This is a genomic window from Pseudomonas sp. PONIH3 (assembly GCF_002934345.1).
In the GTDB taxonomy this organism is placed as follows: domain Bacteria; phylum Pseudomonadota; class Gammaproteobacteria; order Pseudomonadales; family Pseudomonadaceae; genus Aquipseudomonas; species Aquipseudomonas soli.
In genome coordinates, this window is the sequence record NZ_CP026386.1 from 2,413,572 (window position 1) to 2,432,713 (window position 19,142).

A 19,142-nucleotide genomic window follows, 5' to 3' on the forward strand; every position below is an offset into this window, starting at 1 on the left:
AGCGATGAGGCCGACACAGACAACCGCAATCCCGGATCCGCTCCATGCCCTCATCCTTCCGCACCCTGCGCCTGGGTTTGATCATCCTGCTGATCCTGGTCGGCACCAGCCTCAGTGCAGGCTGGGCCATGCACCAGGCCAAGCGCCAGGCAATGGAAACCGACGCCCGTAGAGCGAGCCAGCAACTGGGCCTGTACGCCAACGCCCTGCATACCCTGATCGAGCGTTACCGTGCATTGCCTGCGGTACTGGCGCTGGACCCGGAGCTGATCGCCGCCCTCCGCGGCCCGGTTACCAAACAGGTGCAGGACGCCCTGAACCGCAAGCTCGAACGCATCAATGGCGCCGCCAACTCCTCCACCCTGGAGCTGCTGGACCGCACAGGCCTGGCCATCGCCGCCAGCAACTGGCGCCTGCCGACCACCTATGTAGGTTCCAACTACGGCTTTCGCCCCTACTTCAAACAAACTCGCAGCCAGGGCAGTGGGCGTTTCTACGCCGTCGGCGTGACCAGCGGCGTGCCGGGCTACTTCCTGGCGAGTGCGGTGGACGATGAACAAGGCCGCTTCCTCGGCGCCATGGTGGTCAAGCTGGAGTTCCCCGAGCTCGAACGTGAATGGCGCCAGGGCAGCGACATCCTGCTGGTCAGCGATGCCCGCGGCATCACGTTCATCGCCAACCAGGACGGCTGGCGTTACCGCGAGCTGCAACCGCTATCCGGCGCAGACCGCGCCGAGCTGGCCGAGACCCGCCAGTACGACAAGCAGCCGCTGGTGCCCCTGCAGCACCAGGCGTTGACCCGCTTCACCGACACCAGCCACCTGACTCGCGTGCAAGGCCCGGATGGCACCGCCGAATACCTGTGGGAGCGTCTGCCCCTGGAGGCCGAAGGCTGGACCCTGCACCTGCTGCGCAAACCGCAGGTTGCCGAGGATGGGCGCAACGCGGCCCTAGCTGCCGCCGCGGTCTGGCTGAGCCTGGTGTTTGCCGCGCTGTTCGTCAGCCAGAGGTTGCGTCTGGCCCGCTTGCGCCAACGCAGCCGCGAAGAGCTCAAACGCCAGGTCGAAGAACGTACCCGTGAGCTGCGCACTGCCCAGGAAGGCCTGGTGCAATCGGCCAAGCTGGCGGCGCTGGGGCAGATGTCGGCCGCGCTGGCTCATGAGATCAACCAGCCCCTGACCACACAACGCATGCAACTGGAAACCCTGCGCCTGCTGCTCGACCATGGCCGCCATGACGAAGCCCGCCAGGCCCTGGAGCCGCTCGAGCAGATGCTGACCCGCATGGCCGCGCTCACCGGCCACCTGAAGACCTTCGCCCGCAACAGCCCCGGAGGCCTGCGCGAACGCCTGGACCTGGCCACTGTGGTAGACCAGGCCTTGCACCTGCTGGACACCCGCATCCGCGCTGAAGGCGTCGAAGTGGCGCTGTACCTGGCGCGTCCAGCCTGGGTCCGTGGCGACGCGATCCGCCTGGAGCAAGTGCTGATCAACCTTTTGCGCAACGCCCTCGACGCCATGGCCGACAAGCGATACAAACGTCTGGAGATCCGTATCGAGGCGGACGATGGACAGTGGCGCTTGAGCGTGCTCGACTCAGGTGGTGGCATTCTCGCCACCGACCTTTGCCGCGTCTTCGACCCATTCTTCACCACCAAGCCGGTCGGCGAGGGGCTGGGCCTTGGCCTGGCCATCTCCTACGGTATCGTCGTCGATGCCGGCGGCCACCTGCAGGTCGAGAACCTGGCGGGGGGCGCGCGCTTCAGCCTCACCCTGCCCCGCGACCTGGAGACGGTATGTTGAATTCAGTGATCGTCGTCGATGACGAAGCCAGCATCCGCGCGGCGGTGGAACAATGGCTGAGTCTGTCGGGTTTCAACGTGCAACTGTTCGAGCGTGCCGAGGAGTGCCTGGCGCAACTTCCGGCGCACTTTACCGGCGTGGTCATCAGTGACGTGCGCATGCCCGGCATGTCCGGCCTGCAGTTGCTCGACCGGTTACAGCAGGCCGACCCGGACCTGCCGGTGATCCTGCTCACCGGCCATGGCGATGTCCCCATGGCGGTGGAGGCGATGCGCAACGGTGCCTACGATTTCCTGGAAAAACCCTTCACCCCGCAGCACCTGATGGGCAGCCTGCGCCGGGCCCTGGAAAAACGCCAGCTGGTCCTGGAAAACCGCCGCCTGCATGAGCAGGCCGACCTCAAGGCACAGCTGGAGAACACCTTGCTGGGCATGTCCCAGGGGCTGCAGCAGCTGCGTCGCCAGGTACTCGAGCTGGCCAGCCTGCCGGTCAACGTGCTCATCCGGGGTGAAACCGGCAGTGGCAAAGAGCGCGTGGCCCGCTGCCTGCACGACTTCGGCCCGCGCGCCGACAAACCCTTCGTCGCGCTCAACTGCGCGGCCATTCCAGAAACACTGTTCGAGGCCGAGCTGTTCGGCCATGAGAGCGGCGCGTTCACTGGCGCCCAGGGCAAGCGCATCGGCAAGCTGGAGTACGCCAATGGCGGTACGGTGTTTCTCGACGAGATCGAGAGCATGCCCCTGGCCCAGCAAGCCAAGCTGCTGCGGGTGATCCAGGAGCAGAAGCTCGAGCGCCTGGGGGCCAACCAGAGCATCGCCGTCGACCTGCGCATCATCGCCGCGACCAAACCGGACCTGCTCGAAGAGGCCCGTGCAGGGCGCTTTCGCGAGGACCTGGCGTACCGCCTCAACGTTGCCGAGCTGCGCCTGGCACCGCTGCGCGAGCGCCGTGAAGATATCCCGCTGCTGTTCGAACACTTCGCTCGCACTGCCGCCGAACGCCTGGGCCGCCATTGCCCCGCGGTCAGCGGGGGACGATTGGCGCAGTTGCTGGCCCACGACTGGCCGGGCAATGTGCGTGAGCTGGCCAATGCCGCCGAACGTCATGCCTTGGGGCTGGACTCGCCGAACCTTGAGAGCCTGCCAGGCGGACAGTCGCTGGGCGAACAGATGGAGGCGTTCGAAGCCCAATGCCTGCGTGCGGCGCTGCGCCAGCACAAGGGCGAGATCAAGGGGGTGATGGAGGCGCTGCAACTGCCACGGCGTACGCTGAACGAGAAGATGCAGCGGCATGGCCTGGTACGTGAGGACTTTCTCGGCAACGAGTAGGCGGATTTCCGCTTATCGATTCAGGCCAATGAGCGGAAGTTCGCTCACCGCATGCCGAATCGCCGGGGGCTGCCTGGCAGCCCATCGCTGGCAAGCCAGATCCCACAAAGCACCATGCAAGCCAGATACGCTGGGAGCTGGCTTGCCCGCGACAGGGCACAACACGCCCTCAAATGGACCACCAAGCACCCATTTGGCACACCTCCTGCAAAACCCTTCTCAAGCTGCGCCCCGAGCGCGCTCCACAAAAACAACGAGAAGGTATCCCTGATGGATAACGCCAGCACTCTGCCCACCGGGGCGGCCGTTGCGCCCGCCGCGGAAAAGTCCACCGCCAGCCGCCTCAAATCGATCTTCAGTGGTTCCATCGGCAATATGGTCGAATGGTACGACTGGTACGTCTACGCCGCATTCTCGCTGTACTTCGCCAAGGCTTTCTTCCCCGCCGGCGACACCACCGCCCAACTGCTCAATACCGCCGCAATCTTTGCCGTGGGCTTCCTCATGCGCCCGATCGGTGGCTGGCTGATGGGCCTGTACGCCGACCGCAAGGGCCGCAAGGCGGCGCTGATGGCTTCGGTACTGCTGATGTGCGCAGGCTCGCTGGTCATCGCGCTGACGCCGGGTTACGAGACCATCGGCGTCGCAGCACCGGTCCTGCTGGTCATCGCCCGCCTGATGCAGGGCCTCTCGGTAGGGGGTGAATACGGCACCTCGGCCACCTACCTGAGTGAGATGGCCAGCAAGGAACGCCGCGGCTTCTTCTCCAGCTTCCAGTATGTGACCCTGATCTCCGGCCAGCTCATCGCCTTGGCGGTGCTGATCATCCTGCAGCAGACGCTCACCACCGAGCAGTTGTATGCCTGGGGCTGGCGTGTACCCTTCGTGATCGGCGCGCTGTGCGCGGTGGTTGCCCTGTACCTGCGCCGCGGCATGGAAGAGACCGCCTCCTTCACCAAGAAAGAGAAGTCCAAAGAGAGCCTGATGCGCACCCTGATGCGCCACCCCAAAGAGCTGATGACCGTGGTCGGCCTGACCATGGGCGGCACCCTGGCCTTCTACACCTACACCACCTACATGCAGAAGTACCTGGTCAACACCGTGGGCATGAGCATCAGCGACTCGACCACCATCTCGGCGGCCACGCTGTTCCTTTTCATGTGCCTGCAGCCGATCATCGGCGGGCTGTCCGACAAGATCGGCCGTCGCCCGATCCTGATCGCGTTCGGCGTGCTCGGCACCCTGTTCACCGTGCCGATCCTCAGCACCCTGCACACCGTGCAGACTTGGTGGGGCGCGTTCTTCCTGATCATGGCCGCGCTGATCATCGTCAGCGGCTACACCTCGATCAACGCCGTGGTCAAGGCCGAGCTGTTCCCCACCGAAATCCGCGCCCTGGGCGTCGGCCTGCCGTACGCGCTGACCGTGTCGATCTTCGGCGGCACCGCCGAATACGTGGCCCTGTGGTTCAAGAGCAACGGCATGGAAACCGGCTTCTACTGGTACGTCACCGGCTGCATCGCCTGCTCGCTGCTGGTGTACGCGACCATGAAGGACACCAAGCAGCATTCGCGGATCACCACTGACTGATCAGCTGCACTGCAATGAACAAGGGGCGCTCCGGCTGGTGGAGCGCCCCTTTTTGTTGGGTGTGTCTCGTCCTGAATAGCGGGTTTATTCGGTTCACTGAATGAGCCGAATAGGTGTCACTCAGGGCATCTCCATCGCTCGTTGCGGCTCACGACGCTGGTAGTACGTGGCCGCCAGCACCAGCACCAGCAGCACCCCGCCCAGTACCATCGACGAACCCACGGTACCGAAGTCCAGCCCGCCTTTCTCGTGGGTCTTGGTCAGCACATCGCCCAGGGTCGCACCGAATGGGCGAGTGAGCACGAAGGCGATCCAGAACAGCACCACGCCGGAGATTTTCGTCCAGTAACGGGCAGCCGCCACCACGGCGATTGCCGAGCCGATCAACAGCGCACCGCCGGCGAAGCCCAGGCCCGAATCGTCGGCCAGGTAATCGCCCAGCGCAGTGCCGAGGGTGTTGGAGAACAGGATCGCCACCCAGTAGAACAGCTCGCCGCTGCGGTTCTTGATACGGGTGACATCCAATGGGTTGCCGCTCAGGCGCCACACCGCGAAGGTCAGCAGCAGGATGCCGATCAGCAGCGCCGAACCTGTCGCATAGCCCAGCCCCAGGGTGCGGTCCATGAAGTCGGACATGGTGGTGCCGGCAGTGCTGGTGGAAAGGATCACCAGCCAATAGAGCATCGGGTTGTAGCGGCGCGAGTAGAGCTGGGTGACCAGGGTCAGCAGGAACACGCTGATCAGCAGCAGCGAGCTCATCGCATAACCGATGTTCAGGGTCATCGACAGCAGGTCGCCCGCCGTCTCGCCGAGTGTGGTTGCGCAGATCTTCATGACCCAGAAGGCCAGGGTGATTTGCGGGAGTTTGTTCATCGTTGTGCCGCTCCAGGTTTAAGTGCGGCGATGGTGAAGAGCGCTGTCTGAAAAAACGGTTGGTGTTGCATGAAAAAAGCGTTGGTCGCGTACGGCAAACACTCGTGAGCTGTTAATTCGGCATTAATTCCCACCATTCATGCTTGGCCAACTGAAAAAGCCGCACCACTCGCATGGCCTGACAAGGCCAGGTACTGCTTTTGATGCGGGACAAGCGCGCCCACAACAATCGATTTAATTGATTATTTTACGTTGTTTTTTGCGCTTTTTAATCAATTTAATCGGCGTAGTATTGAACCCATAGAAGCAAATAACCCACTGATCCACCGGAGCAACGACCATGAAAAACAAACTGATCCTCGCCCTGACCCTCTCGGTTCTGACCACTGGCGCTTTCGCCGAAGACGGTTTCGACCGTACCAGCGCCCACACTTTCGCCGCCGCCCAGAGCCAGTCGGCCAGCTACGCAGAAGATGGTTCTGATCGCACGGGTGGTCAGCGCTTCGCCGAAGACGGCTTCGACCGCACCAACGGCCAGCGCTTTGCCGAAGACGGCTTCGACCGCACCAACGGCCAGCGCTTTGCCGAAGACGGCTTCGACCGCACCAACGGCCAGCGCTTCGCCGAAGACGGTTTCGACCGCACCAACGGCCAACGCTTTGCCGAAGACGGATTCGACCGCACCAACGGCAACCGCATCAGCTGATCACTGATGCGAGCAACCAGCCCGGCTTCGGCCGGGCTTGATCATTTTCAGCCAGGCAAAGCCTTGGCACACTAGGCGCCTCGTCCCCCACCAGGAAGGGCCTCACGGCCTTGCGCAGATGTACTACTACGAACCCGCCAAAGGCCACGGCCTACCCCACGACCCGTTCAACGCCATCGTCGGCCCACGGCCCATCGGCTGGATCTCCAGCCACGATCGCGAAGGCCGCCTGAACCTGGCGCCCTACAGCTTCTTCAACGCCTTCAACTACATCCCGCCGATCATCGGTTTCTGCAGCGTCGGGCGCAAAGACAGCCTGAACAACATCGAGCAGACCGGCGAGTTCGTCTGGAACCTGGCTACCCGGCCGCTGGCCGAGCAGATGAACCAGAGCTGTGCCGCGGTGGCGGCAGATATCGACGAGTTCGCGCTCAGTGGCCTGACCCCGGCCATGTCCAACGTGGTCAAGGTGCCGCGCGTGGGCGAGAGCCCGGTGAGCTTCGAATGCAAGGTCAGCCAGATCGTCCAGCTCAAACGCGCCGACCAGGAACTTGTGCCCAGCTGGCTGATCCTGGGAGAGGTAGTGGCGGTGCACATTGCCGAGCACCTGCTCAAGGACGGCATCTACGACACCGCCGCCGCCGAGCCGATTCTGCGTGGCGGTGGCCCGGCCGACTACTTTGCGCTGGGCGAGCTGTTCAAGATGGCCCGTCCACAGGTCTGATCAGAAGACCAGTTCGCCTTCCTCGCCCACGCCCTGCAGGCGTTCGAGTTCAGCACAAGCGGCCGCGTCGGCCGCGATCGCCGACTGGAACACCTGCCCGTCGAGCACTTTGTGAAAGCGCGGCGCACCGCCCATGCCCAGGGCCTTCACGGCGATCGCCGCGTGGTAGCCGCCGCCTTGCACCGGGACCATCGCCGAGACCGCTTCGAAGTGGGGGAATTCTCTACGTGCCATGCTGCACTCCGCCTGAATGATATAGGGGCGGCATTCTACACATCAGGCGAAGGTATGCAGGTCCAGGCTGCTGACCACCTGCGCCTGGACCAGCTCGCCAAACACCTCCAGGGTGGGCGAGGCGAAATAGCCGCTCATCGCCTGCTGGTCGCTCCAGCTGCCGCTGAGCAGCCACAGATCGGCATCGACCTGCGAACGCTGCACACTGAAGCTCAGGCAGCCGGGCGCCCGCAGCGACGGCTCCAGCAGGTCGCGCAGGCGCATGCCGAGTTCCGCCGAACGACCGTTGCTGGCGCGGATGAAAGCCAGGTGAGTGACCGGTTGAGGCTGGGTCATGAACGATCTCCTTGAAGCGCTACGGACGGGAAAACAGGCTGCCAAGATTAGGGCCCCACCCTCGCGCGACGTTAGGCCATTACTGCCGAGCGATTGCCTGATCCTGCCGCGCGACAGGATCAGGCAATCGAACGACAGCATTCGACTAGCGCCCGACATTGCCCATACCTATGCTGGCCCGGTCAGTAGAGGAACCACGTCATGACCACGCTCCCGCCACCCGACTCGACCCTTGAGCTGCAGCGCCAGGAACTGGCCGCGCTGATCCAGCGCCACGCCGGCCAGCCCCATGGCCCCGCGTCGGCCATCGAAGACCTTTACCTCACATGCTATCAAGAGGAAATCCGCGGCATGCCCGCGCTGGCCCAGCCGGCGTTGTGCATTCTTGCCCAAGGCAGCAAGACCCTGATCCTCGGCGACGAACATTACGCCTATGATCCGCTGCACTACATGGTGGTGTCGGTCACCTTGCCGATCAGCGGCGCCCTGCTCAAGGCCAGCCCCGAGCATCCCGCATTGGGCTTGCGCCTGGATATCGACCCGGCGCAACTGAGCCAGCTGATCGCCGAAAGCAGCCCGATGGTGGTGCCCAACCGGCCATCAGGCCTCGGCCTGTACGTGGAGAAAAGCGATCCGCAGCTTCTGGATGCGTTGATCCGCCTGATCAAACTGCTGGACTCGCCACGCGACATTGCCATCCTCGCGCCGATGATCCGCCGGGAAATCTTCTACCGCCTGTTGCGCGGCCCCCAGGGTTACCGGCTGTACGAAATCGCCCTGGCCAACAGCCAGACCCATCGGGTCTGCCAGGCGATTACCTGGCTCAACAACCATTACCACCAGCCATTGCGTATCGAAGACCTCGCCCGGGAAGTGAACCTCAGCGTCTCCACCTTGCATCACCGCTTCAAGTCGGTGACGTCGATGAGCCCCTTGCAATACCAGAAACAACTGCGCCTGCAGGAGGCCCGACGCCTGATGTTCAACGAGGGGTTGGAGGCTGCCGTGGCCGGCTACCGGGTGGGCTACGAGAGTCCATCCCAGTTCAGCCGCGAATACAGCCGGCTGTACGGCGCGCCGCCGATCCGTGACGTGGCAAGGTTGCGCGCCAGCGCCAGTTGAACGACCCGCCGCCCCCATGGTGCTTGCCGGCGAATCGAGGGCATAGCCCTCGTGGCGCAGTCAGCCTTGCACAGCCAACTGCCATTGGCCCTGATCCACCTGGATCAATGTCGGCCCCGCGCGCTCCACCGCTCGGCCCAGCGCCGCCTGTAACTGCGCCACGTCAGCCACCGACTCGGCATCGGCCCCCAGCGCTCGCGCCACGCCGATGAAGTCCGGGGTGTGGATGTCCACACCGACCGGCTCGATCGCCCGGTTGACCATGTATTTCTTGATTTCCTCGTACCCCTGGTTGTTCCACAGCAGCACGATCAGCGGCACCTGCGCCTCGACGGCACTGGCCAGCTCAGGCAGGGTGAACTGCAACCCGCCATCACCGATCAGGCATACCGTGGGCGCGCGTGCGGCACGTGCTTCGGCACTGCCGAGCCAGGCGCCCATGGCCGCCGGCAACGCATAGCCCAGCGTGCCGTAGCCGGTCGAGGCATTGAACCAGCGCCGCGGACGGGTCATGTCCAGGGTCAGGTTGCCGGTGTAGACCGGCTGGGTCGAATCGCCCACCAGCACAGCGTCCGGCAGGGTTTCCAGGATGCTGTTCAGCAAACGGGTCTGGCTCAAGGTCGGCTGGTCCCAGGTGGCGGCATTGTCCTGGCGCAGCCGGGCGGCCCGAGCAGCGCCCCAGTGATCATCACGCGGGGGTTGCGCCTGCATGTGCAGGGCCACCAGCAAGGCCTCGGTCGCCTGTGCGGCATCGGCCACCAGGGCCAGCTCGGGCAGGTAGTTGCGCACTGTCTGGTCCGGATCGATATCGATCCGCAGCAGGCTGCCAGGGATTTCGAAACCGCCCTTGAACGTCACGTCGTAGTCGGTCTCGGCCAGCTCGGTACCGATGGCCAGCACCACATCGGCCTCGGCAACCAACGCACGGGTGGCCGGCAAAGTCTGGGTCGAGCCGATCTGCAGCGGATGGTTGGCCGGCAGCAGCCCCTTGGCATTGATGGTCAGCGCCACCGGCGCCTGCAGGTGCTCGGCCAGCCTGGCCAGCCCGGCGCCGGCTTCCAGGGCACCACCGCCGGCCAGGATCAACGGTCGGCGCGCCCTGGCCAGACGCATGGCCATCTGCTGCACGGTCTGCGGTGCCGCGCCCGCCCGCGCGGTGCGCACCGGGCGGCCCGGGAGCAGGTGATCGGCCGGTTCCACCAGCACATCCAGCGGGATCTCGATATGCACCGGGCGCGGGCGGCCCCCGTCGAACACCGCAAAGGCACGGGCCAATACTTCGGGCAGGTCATCGGCACTCATCAAAGTGTGCGAAAACGCCGCCACGCCCGCCACCAGCCCGGCCTGGTTGGGCAGTTCGTGCAACTTGCCGCGCCCGCCACCCAGCTGGCTACGCGACTGCACGCTGGAAATCACCAGCATCGGGATCGAGTCGGCGTAGGCCTGGCCCATGGCGGTGGTGATGTTGGTCATGCCCGGGCCGGTGATGATGAAGCACACCCCAGGCTTGCCCCGGGTACGCGAGTAACCATCGGCCATGAACCCGGCGCCCTGCTCGTGGCGCGGGGTGATGTGGCGGATCGAGGAGGCAGCCAGGCCGCGGTAGAGTTCCACGGTATGCACGCCGGGAATGCCGAAGACATGATCGACACCATAGCCTTCGAGGAGTTTGACCAGCACTTCACCACAGGTTGCCATCATCGAGTACCCGATTCTTGTTGAGACTGGTGCTCATGGAACCAAGCGCCGACTACCGCCACAATGCAAAAAAACACATACTAGCCATGACCTCATATCATGGCTTGCCACTATGAAACGCCTGCCGCCCCTCCCCGCCCTGCACACCTTCCTGGTGACCGCGCAGCACTGCAACTTCACCCGTGCCGCGCAACAGCTGCATATCACCCAGGGCGCGGTCAGCCGACAAATCGCCGGGCTCGAGGAACACCTGGGCTATGCGTTGTTCCAGCGCCAGGCCCGTGGTCTGGCCCTGACCCGCGAAGGACAGGACTGGCTGCCTCGGGTGCAGCAGGTTTTCGCAATGATTGAGCAAGGCGTGCGTGAGGTCGGTGGCCGCAGCACGACTTTGCAGCTCAAGGCACCGACCTGTGTGATGCGTTGGCTGCTGCCACGCTTGCTGGAGTGGCAGGCACTGCGCCCGGACGTGCCGGTGGAATTGACCACCACGGTGCAACATGGCGTGGATTTTCGCCGCGAGGGCTTCGATGCGGCCGTCGTGTATGGTGCGGTGCCGAACCATGGACTGCAGGTACGCAAGCTGTTCGATGAACAACTGACACCGGTCTGCGCACCATCGCTATCTGGCGCTCCCTTGCAGCTGCAGGACCTGGCGCGGCAGATGCTGCTGCACCCCTCTCGGGACGAGCACGACTGGCGGTTGTGGTTGCAGGCGGCCAATGCCGGCGTCGAACCCCAGGGGCCGAAGCAGCACTTCGAGACGTTGGACATGGCGATGGCCATGGCCTCCCAGGGGACGGGGATCGCCATCGGCGACTATTCGCTGATTGCCGACGACCTGCGCGCCGGGCGTTTGTGCATGCCGTTCGAGCTGAAGGTGACGACCGGGAAGGGTTATTACCTGGTCAGCCCGTCGAAGAGCATGCCCACGGGGTTGATCGAGTTGATGGAGTGGCTGCAGGCGCGTGCCCGCACATGACATCAATCGCGACCCGACCTGCCCCACGGTGCAGACGACTCAGTAGCCGACCGTGAACCGTGCCCGTGAATGCGCCGGCTTTTCCAGCTCGTCGAGCATGGCGATGGCATAGTCGGCAAAGGTGATCCAGCTTTTGCCATCGGCACCGATCAGCAGGTGATCCTTGCCCAGGATGTAGTGCCCGCTGCGCTGACCTTCGACGAACTCCGCCGACGGCGACAGGAATGTCCAGTCCAGGGCCGGCTCCTGGCGCAGCGTATCGAGGAAGCGCACACCGGCATTGGCCTCGGCCTTGTAGGCTTGCGGGAAATCCGGGCTGTCGATCACCCGCTGCCCGGACGGCAGCAGCAGGCTACCGGCCCCGCCCACCACCAGCAGGCGCTTGACCCCGGCACGCTTGACCGGCTCGATGATCGCTTCAGGCTCGATGGTCGAGAAATGCGCCGCGCTCAGCACCGCGTCACAGCCCGTCACGGCCGCCTGCAGGGCGGCACTGCCCTTGGCATCCAGCGCCTTGACCGTCACGCCGTCACGGCCTTGCAGCGCACTAGGATCGCGGGCGATGGCCACCACACTGTGACCCCGACGCAGGGCCTCTTCCAGCAACTGGCTGCCGGCGCGCCCGGTGGCGCCGATGATTGCGATCTTGCTCATGGGAAACACTCCAACAGGTTGAAAAGGGTTACCACTTCATCTCGCCCTTGGCGACCTTGGCACCCAATTCAAGGGAGCTCTCGTCACCCAGGTTCGGGTAGCGCTGCTTCATCGCCGCGATCAGCGCGGCGGCATTGGCAGCCTTGGCGGCCTCGGTATCGAAGTCACGAATGTAGCCGGCGGTGAAGCGCACCGCGTCCAGCGAACGGCTGCCGTCGCCCAGGTAGTGCCCCGGGATCACCGTGCGCGGTGCGAGCTGTTCGATCTTCGCCAGGGTCTTCAGCCAGTCGGCATGGGATTGCGCGGTCTGGGTGTCGGCCATCCACACATGGATACCTTCGGAAACCACCACGCCACCGACCACTGCCTTGATCGAGGGAATCCACACGAAGCTGCGGTCCGGCTGCGGACCGTCCAGGCCGACGACCTGCAGTGCCTGGCCTTCCAGTTCCAGGCGATCACCCTGCAGTACCTGGGGCACCACCAGACGTGCCGGCTTGTCCGCGCCCATTTGCGGGCCCCAGTAGGCCAGCTTGGCGTCCATGGTCTTGCGGATGTGCTCGACCGTGGCGGCCGAGGCGACCACGCGGGCCTTGGGGAACGCCTGGGTGATGGTGTCCAGGCCGAAGTAGTAGTCCGGGTCGCCATGGCTGACGTAGATGGTGGTCAGCTGCTTGCCGCTGGCACGCAGGCGCTCGACCAGCTGTTCGGCCTGGGCCTTGCCGAACTGGGCGTCGACCAGGATGGCGTCGTGGGCACCACTGACGATCACCGAGCTGACCGGGAAGATCGCCGCGTGACCGGGGTTGTAGGCGTCCAGTTTGAGCGGTTCGGCAGCCATGGCCTGGCCGCCGAAGGTAAGGCAGGCCAGCAGCAGGCCGCGAAGGGGCGTGAAGAGAGACATTGCAAGATCCTGTGAGTGGGACGATGGGTGCAAGCTTAGTTGCCCGATCCAATACAAAAAATGCGATGCTTCGACATAGTTTGTTTCTGAAATCGGACAGATCATGGATCGGCTCAACGCCATGCGCGTATTCGTCACCGTCGTCGACCTGGGCAGCCAGTCGGCCGCCGCGGACCATCTGGAACTCTCCAGGCCCGTGGTTTCCCGCTACCTGGCGGAGCTGGAGGACTGGGTCGGGGCACGCCTGATGCAACGCACCACCCGTAAGCTCAGCCTGACGGCCGCAGGCCTCGAGACCCTGCCACGCTGTCGGCAGATGCTGGAGCTGGCCGGCGACCTGCAAAGCGCCGTGCGCCAACCGGACGACGCGCCCCGTGGCGAGCTGCGCATCAGCGTCAGCACCTCGTTCGGCCAGGCCCAGCTGGTGGATGCGCTGGCGGCCTACGTCAAACGCTACCCCGGGGTGAAGGTTGAGCTGCAGATGCTCGACCGCACCGTCAACCTGGTGGACGAGCGCATCGACCTGGCGATCCGCACCAGCAACGATGTCGACCCCAACCTCATTGCCCGGCGCCTGAGCGTGTGCCGCTCGGTGATCTGCGCCAGCCCCGCCTACCTGCGCGAGTACGGTACGCCGGACCGGGTCGAGGCGTTGAGCCAGCACAACTGCCTGACCCACGCCTACTTCGGTCACAGCCTGTGGCACTTCGAGGTGGACGGGCAGAACGTCGCCGTGCCGGTGCAGGGCAACATCAGCGCCAACGAGGCCATGACCCTGCAGAAAGCCGCCCTGGCCAATGCCGGCATCGCCATGCTGCCCACCTACCAGGCGGCCGCCGCGCTGCGCAGTGGCGAGCTGGTGCGATTGCTGCCGCAAGCCAAGCCACGGGAACTGACCCTGAATGCGGTGTACACCTCGCGCAAGCACATGCCGGCGACGTTGCGCAGCATGCTCGACTTTCTCGCGCAGCGGTTTGCCGACGAACCGGAGTGGGACAAAGGATTGAGTTGAGTCAAGACGGTGCAGTTACGCGCATTGGGCCTATGCTTGTAGGTATCACCTGTTGCATCAACAGGAGGTCCGCACCATGAGTATCAAATCCAGGCGTTGCGCCCTCGTCTTCGCCCTGGTCGCGGTGGCCGGGCTGTACGGCTCGGCCTGCTGGCGGGTGGAGCTGCTGCGCAGCCAGCCCAACACGGCCAACAGTTGCGTACATGAGCATTGCGTTCCCCACAGCGCCACGCTGAGCGCCGTCAGGTAGGTCGGATCACTCCTCGACGCTCATGTACTCTTTCGCCCAGCGGATATAGTCCTCGGGCTGGGTGTAGGTGTGCGAAAGCTCGGTGGCACCGAGGCTGTCCGACTTGTGCTGCAGGCCACGCTGCTGGCGCAGGCAATCGTAGGTGGCCTTGATCGCGGCGAAGTAGGCGGCATGGCCGTCGACCACGATACGCACGCCCAGGCGCGCCAGGCGCTCGTCGTCGCGCAGGTTGGGGTTGGCGTAGGTCACCAGCATCAACGGCACGCTCAGGTGCTCGGCGATCTGCTCGAGTTGCTCGAAGTCCTTGACCCCCACCATGCAGATGCCATCGGCGCCGGCCTTCTGGTAGCTCTGGGTGCGCACGATGATTTCCTCGGTGGTCAACACGCCGGCATTGGTGCGGGCAATGATCGCCAGCGCCGAATCGACCCGCGCCTCCAGCGCCGCGCGGATCTTGCCCACGCCCTCCTCCACCGAGATCAGGTCGGTGGACTTGCGACCGAACTGGGCCGGCAGCAGGGTATCCTCGATGGTCAGCGCGGCAACGCCGGCGCGTTCCAGTTCGATCACCGTGCGCATCACGTTGAGCGCATTGCCGTAGCCGTGGTCGGCGTCGGCAAGCACCGGCAACTGGGCGACACGGCCGATGCGGGTAGCCTGCTCGACGAACTCGCTCAGGGTGATCAGGGCGAAATCCGGCGCCGCCAGGACCTGCAGCGAGGCGACCGAACCGCCGAGAATGCCGACCTCAAAACCAAGGTCGGCGGCAATACGGGCTGACATCGGGTCGAAGACCGACGCGGTGTGATAGCACGAACCTGAAGCAAGCAGTTCGCGGAAGGCAAAACGCAGATCGTGGTGGGAAGCCTTGGGCATGATCACTCCGCTTGTAATGAGAAATTGTGAACGGCTGACAACCGACCCCTGTATCGGGTCTACCTGACTGTTCTAACCGTCGCCATCAGGGCGGTCATGCTCGACATGCAGGCAGAGGAATAGAAGGTGTGGACATACAGCAACGCGAAATCCTCTGAAAAATACTTGCACCAAGCTGGTGCAGGCCCCGGATTTCAGCCTCTGCGGCCAAGCCACGATATCACGCGGCCATGCAGCACTGGATGAATGCGCCAATGCCGATCTTGCATAGGGGATGCACGGAGTACATAGGTAGCTATGTAACTCAGCGTACAATGCCCTACCATGAATGAGCCCATCGCGGGGCAGGCCCGCTCCCACGATGCCTCGCGATCACGCCAGCTCTGACCACAAGGTATCCACCGTGACCGCCGCCCTGCCCCCCACCGTTCTACGCAGCGTCCTCACCGCCCTGATGCTGGCGATATTCCTCGGTGCCCTCGACCAGACCATCGTCGCCGTGTCACTGCCGGCGATTTCCGCGCAGTTCAACGATGTCGGCCTGCTCGCCTGGGTCATCTCCGGCTACATGGTCGCCATGACCATCGCCGTGCCGATCTACGGCAAGCTCGGTGACTTGTATGGGCGGCGGCGCATGATTCTCACCGGCACCGCCCTGTTCACCCTGGCCTCGGTGGCCTGCGGCCTGGCTCAGGACATGCCGCAACTAGTGCTGGCCCGGGTGCTTCAGGGTATCGGCGCCGGCGGCATGGTGTCGGTTAGCCAGGCAATCATCGGCGACTTCGTGCCACCTCGTGAACGCGGTCGCTACCAGGGCTACTTCAGCAGCATGTACGCACTGGCCAGCGTCGCCGGGCCGGTGCTGGGCGGCTGGCTGACCGAGTACCTGTCCTGGCGCTGGGTGTTCTGGATCAACCTGCCGCTGGGGCTGACCGCGCTGTGGGTGATCCACCGGGCGCTGGACGGGTTGCCGGTCAAGCATCGCCAGGCCCAGGTCGACTACCTCGGCGCGGTGCTGATGATCCTCGGCCTGGGCAGCCTGCTGCTGGGCATCACCCTGGTCGGCCAGGGACATGCCTGGCAGTCGTCCGAAGTCCTGGCGTTGCTGGCCTGCGCGCTGCTGGGGCTGGCGGCGTTCGTAGCCCACGAGCGGCGCTGCCGCGAACCATTGCTGCCTCTGGGCCTGTTCGGCAACCGGGTCGCGGTGCTGTGCTGGTGCGTGATCTTCTTCGCCAGTTTCCAGTCCATTTCGCTGACCATGCTGATGCCCCTGCGCTATCAGGGCATCACCGGCGCCGGCGCCGACAGCGCGGCGCTGCACCTGCTGCCACTGGCAATGGGGTTGCCCATCGGCGCCTTTACAGGTGGGCGCATGACCAGCCACACCGGGCGCTTCAAGCCACAGATCCTCACAGGCGCGCTATTGATGCCAATGACCATCGCAGCCATGGCGCTGACCCCGCCGCAAGCCTGGTTACAGAGCGCGCTGTTCATGCTGCTGACAGGCATTGCCTGCGGCCTGCAATTTCCCACCTCGCTGGTGGGCACGCAAAGCGCGGTGGACAGCCAGGACATCGGCGTGGCGACCAGCACCACCAACCTGTTCCGCTCGCTGGGTGGGGCAATGGGGGTGGCGTGCATGTCCAGCCTGTTACTGGCGTGGTTGCACCAGGGCGGCTTCGAAGTGCTCGGCAACCCGCTGCTGGGCAGCCTCAAGGCGGGCGAGGCGGATCCGCACACCCAGGCGCGCTTGCTGGAAACCTTCCGCGACCTCTTGCTGGTCAGTGCCGGGGCTTCGCTGATCGGCCTGTTGGCCGCGCTGGCCTTGCCGGACAGACAGTTGCGCGGGCGCTGAAAGTCGTGGGAGGGGGCTGGCCCCGCGATAGCGTCCGCCCAGGCGACATCACGGCCTGAAGGTTGTCATCGCCGGGCAAGCTCGCTCCCGCGTTATTAATCCTGCGTTAACCGAAAAGGGATAACACTTCCTCACAATCGTTAACAAAGTGTCATTTGCGCAAGCCAGGGCTCAAGCGCAGCATATCCAGCCCGGTGTCGACCCATTTCTCGACATCGCCCAACAGGTCGAAGCTCTCCGGGAGCAGCAGCCAGCGGCCTATCAGGCCATCCACATAGGCAAACATGGCCACCGCAGCCCGGTCGATCTCGAGCTCGGCAGGCAACTGGCCACGACGCACTGCATTGCCCAAGGCCAGGGCAATGCTTTGATGGCAGTCCAGCACCGCGCCCTGACGCTGCTGGCGAATCTCACACATGTCGTCGGTGAACTCGCACTTGTGATGCAGGATTTCGTTGATACGCCGGGTTCGGGCATCGAGCACCAACTCGTTGAACACTTGCAGCAACAGCTTGCGCATACAGCCGAGCGGGTCGAGTTCATCCTCGCTTTCACTGGCGCGGGCCAGGTGGTCATGGGTCTCGTGCAGGCTGTCGAGCAGCGCCTGCACCAACTCGGCCTTGTTGCTGAAGTGCCAGTAGATCGCCCCGCGAGTGACGCCGGCGAGCTCAGCGATGTCGGCCAGGGTGGTACGCGCTACCCCGCGCTTGTAGAAGGCCTTCTCCGCCGCCTCGATGATCTGGGCGCGAGTTTCCTGGGCTTCTTCTTTGGTTCGACGGACCATGGCAGTACAACCTCATCAGGCCCCGCGCGCTCGATCTGGCGAGCGGGAATCAGGCCGGGGCAGGCTCTTTCAGGGCCGCTCCCGGGTGGATTTGGGCGATCGGCGGTGGTCACTCACGACGCACCGGCGCTATTTACAAACAACCATGAATGTAAGTATATTCCTTAGCAAGCTATTTATCCACCGGATAGCGTTTTTCTGACAAAGCACTTCCACTATATTCTTGAGCTCCCCTGCTCCTGCGACCCGAGGATCCTCATGCAATTCAAGCCAGCCGTAACCGCCCTGGTTTCCGCCGTGGCCCTGGCAACCCTGCTCAGTGGCTGTAAGAAAGAGGAAGCAGCGCCTGCGCCGCAGGCTCCTCAGGTCGGCGTCGTGACCGTACAACCGCAAGCCTTCACCCTGACCTCGGAACTGCCGGGGCGCACCAGCGCCTACCGTGTGGCCGAGGTCCGCCCACAGGTGAACGGCATCATTCTCAAGCGCCTGTTCAAGGAAGGCAGCGACGTCAAGGAAGGGCAGCAGCTCTACCAGATCGACCCGGCCGTCTACGAGGCGAACCTGGCCAACGCCCAGGCCAACCTGCAGGCTACCCGCTCGCTGGCCGAGCGTTACAAGCAACTGATCGACGAGCAGGCCGTCTCCAAGCAGGAATACGATGACGCCAATGCCAAACGATTGCAGGCCGAGGCGTCGCTCAAGAGCGCCCAGATCGACCTGCGCTACACCAAGGTACTGGCCCCGATCAGTGGCCGCGTCGGCCGCTCCTCGGTCACCGAAGGCGCCCTGGTGAACAACGGCCAGACCAACGCCATGGCCACCATCCAGCAGCTCGACCCGATCTACGTCGACGTCACCCAGTCCACCGCCGAGCTGCTCAAGCTGCGCCGTGACCTGGAAAGCGGTCAACTGCAGAAGGCCGGCGACAACGCGGCCCAGGTTCAGCTGGTGCTGGAAGACGGCAGCCTGTTCAAGCAACAGGGCCGCCTGGAGTTCTCCGAAGTCGCGGTTGACGAAACCACCGGCTCCGTCACCCTGCGCGCGATCTTCCCCAACCCCGACCACACCCTGCTGCCCGGCATGTTCGTGCATGCGCGGCTCAAGGCCGGGGTCAACGCCAACGCCATCCTGGCCCCGCAACAGGGCGTGACCCGTGACCTCAAGGGTGCACCGACCGCGCTGGTGGTCAACCAGGAAAACAAGGTCGAACTGCGCCAGCTCAAGGCCAGCCGTACCCTGGGCAGCGACTGGCTGATCGAGGAAGGCCTGAAACCGGGCGACCGACTGATCACCGAAGGGCTGCAGTTCGTGCGACCAGGGGTCGAGGTCAAGGTCAGCGAAGCCACCAACGTCAAGAAGCCGGCCGGCCCTGCTCAGGCCAACACGGCGAACGCAGACGCCAAAGCGGAGTAAAC

19 protein-coding genes are annotated in these 19,142 nt (G+C 64.3%); 11 read left to right on the forward strand and 8 right to left on the reverse strand.

Annotated features, from left to right (window positions below; genetic code table 11):
- The first annotated feature begins 44 nt into the window (after positions 1 to 44).
- The 3 genes from C3F42_RS11200 (at position 45) to C3F42_RS11210 (ending at position 4,720) form a co-directional block, all read left to right on the forward strand.
- Entirely contained in the window at positions 45 to 1,802 is a 1,758-nt protein-coding gene (locus C3F42_RS11200) for an ATP-binding protein (RefSeq protein ID WP_038705529.1), read from the forward strand.
- A complete protein-coding gene (locus C3F42_RS11205; protein ID WP_094010160.1) occupies positions 1,796 to 3,130 on the forward strand; it encodes a sigma-54 dependent transcriptional regulator in 1,335 nt (444 codons plus the stop codon). The genes C3F42_RS11200 and C3F42_RS11205 overlap by 7 nt, the downstream gene beginning before the upstream one ends.
- Before the next feature lie 270 nt (positions 3,131 to 3,400).
- Complete coding sequence (locus C3F42_RS11210; protein WP_023630177.1) at positions 3,401 to 4,720, forward strand: MFS transporter; 1,320 nt, start codon at positions 3,401 to 3,403, stop codon at positions 4,718 to 4,720.
- A 120-nt stretch (positions 4,721 to 4,840) separates the two neighbouring features.
- Here the strand turns inward: C3F42_RS11210 and C3F42_RS11215 are convergent, their stop codons facing one another.
- On the reverse strand, positions 4,841 to 5,593 hold the full coding sequence (locus C3F42_RS11215; protein WP_023630178.1) for a membrane protein: 753 nt from the start codon (positions 5,591 to 5,593) through the stop codon (positions 4,841 to 4,843).
- A 340-nt stretch (positions 5,594 to 5,933) separates the two neighbouring features.
- Between C3F42_RS11215 and C3F42_RS11220 the strand changes: the two genes are divergently transcribed.
- Both C3F42_RS11220 and C3F42_RS11225 read left to right on the forward strand, forming a co-directional pair.
- Positions 5,934 to 6,299 carry a heme utilization protein gene (locus C3F42_RS11220; protein WP_094010161.1) on the forward strand — a complete coding sequence of 122 codons (366 nt, stop codon included), beginning with the start codon at positions 5,934 to 5,936 and terminating at the stop codon, positions 6,297 to 6,299.
- A 118-nt stretch (positions 6,300 to 6,417) separates the two neighbouring features.
- Entirely contained in the window at positions 6,418 to 7,023 is a 606-nt protein-coding gene (locus C3F42_RS11225; RefSeq protein WP_023630179.1) for a flavin reductase family protein, read from the forward strand.
- Here C3F42_RS11225 and C3F42_RS11230 read toward each other — a convergent pair whose 3' ends face one another.
- Positions 7,024 to 7,257 (reverse strand): hypothetical protein, encoded by a 234-nt coding sequence (locus C3F42_RS11230; protein WP_094010162.1) that lies wholly within the window; start codon positions 7,255 to 7,257, stop codon positions 7,024 to 7,026. It lies immediately after the preceding gene.
- A 42-nt stretch (positions 7,258 to 7,299) separates the two neighbouring features.
- Positions 7,300 to 7,593, reverse strand: coding sequence for a putative quinol monooxygenase (locus C3F42_RS11235; protein WP_023630181.1), 294 nt, complete (start codon positions 7,591 to 7,593; stop codon positions 7,300 to 7,302).
- A gap of 201 nt (positions 7,594 to 7,794) precedes the next feature.
- On the opposite strand from C3F42_RS11235, the gene C3F42_RS11240 reads away from it, so the two are divergent.
- Positions 7,795 to 8,715 carry an AraC family transcriptional regulator gene (locus C3F42_RS11240; RefSeq protein ID WP_023630182.1) on the forward strand — a complete coding sequence of 307 codons (921 nt, stop codon included), beginning with the start codon at positions 7,795 to 7,797 and terminating at the stop codon, positions 8,713 to 8,715.
- Between the two features lie 60 nt (positions 8,716 to 8,775).
- Here the strand turns inward: C3F42_RS11240 and C3F42_RS11245 are convergent, their stop codons facing one another.
- On the reverse strand, positions 8,776 to 10,413 hold the full coding sequence (locus C3F42_RS11245) for a 5-guanidino-2-oxopentanoate decarboxylase (RefSeq protein ID WP_104445306.1): 1,638 nt from the start codon (positions 10,411 to 10,413) through the stop codon (positions 8,776 to 8,778).
- 112 nt (positions 10,414 to 10,525) lie between these two features.
- On the opposite strand from C3F42_RS11245, the gene C3F42_RS11250 reads away from it, so the two are divergent.
- Entirely contained in the window at positions 10,526 to 11,392 is an 867-nt protein-coding gene (locus tag C3F42_RS11250; RefSeq protein ID WP_104444449.1) for a LysR substrate-binding domain-containing protein, read from the forward strand.
- Between the two features lie 39 nt (positions 11,393 to 11,431).
- Here the strand turns inward: C3F42_RS11250 and C3F42_RS11255 are convergent, their stop codons facing one another.
- Both C3F42_RS11255 and C3F42_RS11260 read right to left on the reverse strand, forming a co-directional pair.
- Entirely contained in the window at positions 11,432 to 12,046 is a 615-nt protein-coding gene (locus C3F42_RS11255; protein WP_038705528.1) for an NAD(P)-dependent oxidoreductase, read from the reverse strand.
- 28 nt (positions 12,047 to 12,074) lie between these two features.
- A complete protein-coding gene (locus tag C3F42_RS11260) occupies positions 12,075 to 12,950 on the reverse strand; it encodes an MBL fold metallo-hydrolase (RefSeq protein WP_104444450.1) in 876 nt (291 codons plus the stop codon).
- Between the two features lie 103 nt (positions 12,951 to 13,053).
- Here C3F42_RS11260 and C3F42_RS11265 point away from each other — a divergent pair, with 103 nt between their 5' ends.
- Together C3F42_RS11265 and C3F42_RS29630 are read left to right on the forward strand one after the other, a co-directional pair.
- The gene (locus C3F42_RS11265; RefSeq protein ID WP_023630225.1) at positions 13,054 to 13,962 is read left to right on the forward strand and encodes a LysR family transcriptional regulator; all 909 of its coding nucleotides are present in this window, start codon (positions 13,054 to 13,056) and stop codon (positions 13,960 to 13,962) included.
- A gap of 76 nt (positions 13,963 to 14,038) precedes the next feature.
- Entirely contained in the window at positions 14,039 to 14,212 is a 174-nt protein-coding gene (locus C3F42_RS29630; protein ID WP_023630224.1) for a hypothetical protein, read from the forward strand.
- A gap of 6 nt (positions 14,213 to 14,218) precedes the next feature.
- Here C3F42_RS29630 and C3F42_RS11270 read toward each other — a convergent pair whose 3' ends face one another.
- Positions 14,219 to 15,088, reverse strand: coding sequence for an oxaloacetate decarboxylase (locus C3F42_RS11270; protein ID WP_023630223.1), 870 nt, complete (start codon positions 15,086 to 15,088; stop codon positions 14,219 to 14,221).
- Positions 15,089 to 15,491: 403 nt separating this feature from the next.
- Here C3F42_RS11270 and C3F42_RS11275 point away from each other — a divergent pair, with 403 nt between their 5' ends.
- Positions 15,492 to 16,943 carry an MDR family MFS transporter gene (locus C3F42_RS11275; RefSeq protein ID WP_104445307.1) on the forward strand — a complete coding sequence of 484 codons (1,452 nt, stop codon included), beginning with the start codon at positions 15,492 to 15,494 and terminating at the stop codon, positions 16,941 to 16,943.
- Positions 16,944 to 17,094: 151 nt separating this feature from the next.
- On the opposite strand, the gene ttgR is transcribed toward C3F42_RS11275, so the two are convergent.
- Complete coding sequence (gene ttgR, locus C3F42_RS11280) at positions 17,095 to 17,727, reverse strand: efflux transport transcriptional regulator TtgR (protein WP_023630222.1); 633 nt, start codon at positions 17,725 to 17,727, stop codon at positions 17,095 to 17,097.
- A gap of 258 nt (positions 17,728 to 17,985) precedes the next feature.
- Here ttgR and ttgA point away from each other — a divergent pair, with 258 nt between their 5' ends.
- Entirely contained in the window at positions 17,986 to 19,140 is a 1,155-nt protein-coding gene (gene ttgA / locus C3F42_RS11285) for a toluene efflux RND transporter periplasmic adaptor subunit TtgA (protein WP_104444451.1), read from the forward strand.
- Positions 19,141 to 19,142 lie beyond the last annotated feature (2 nt).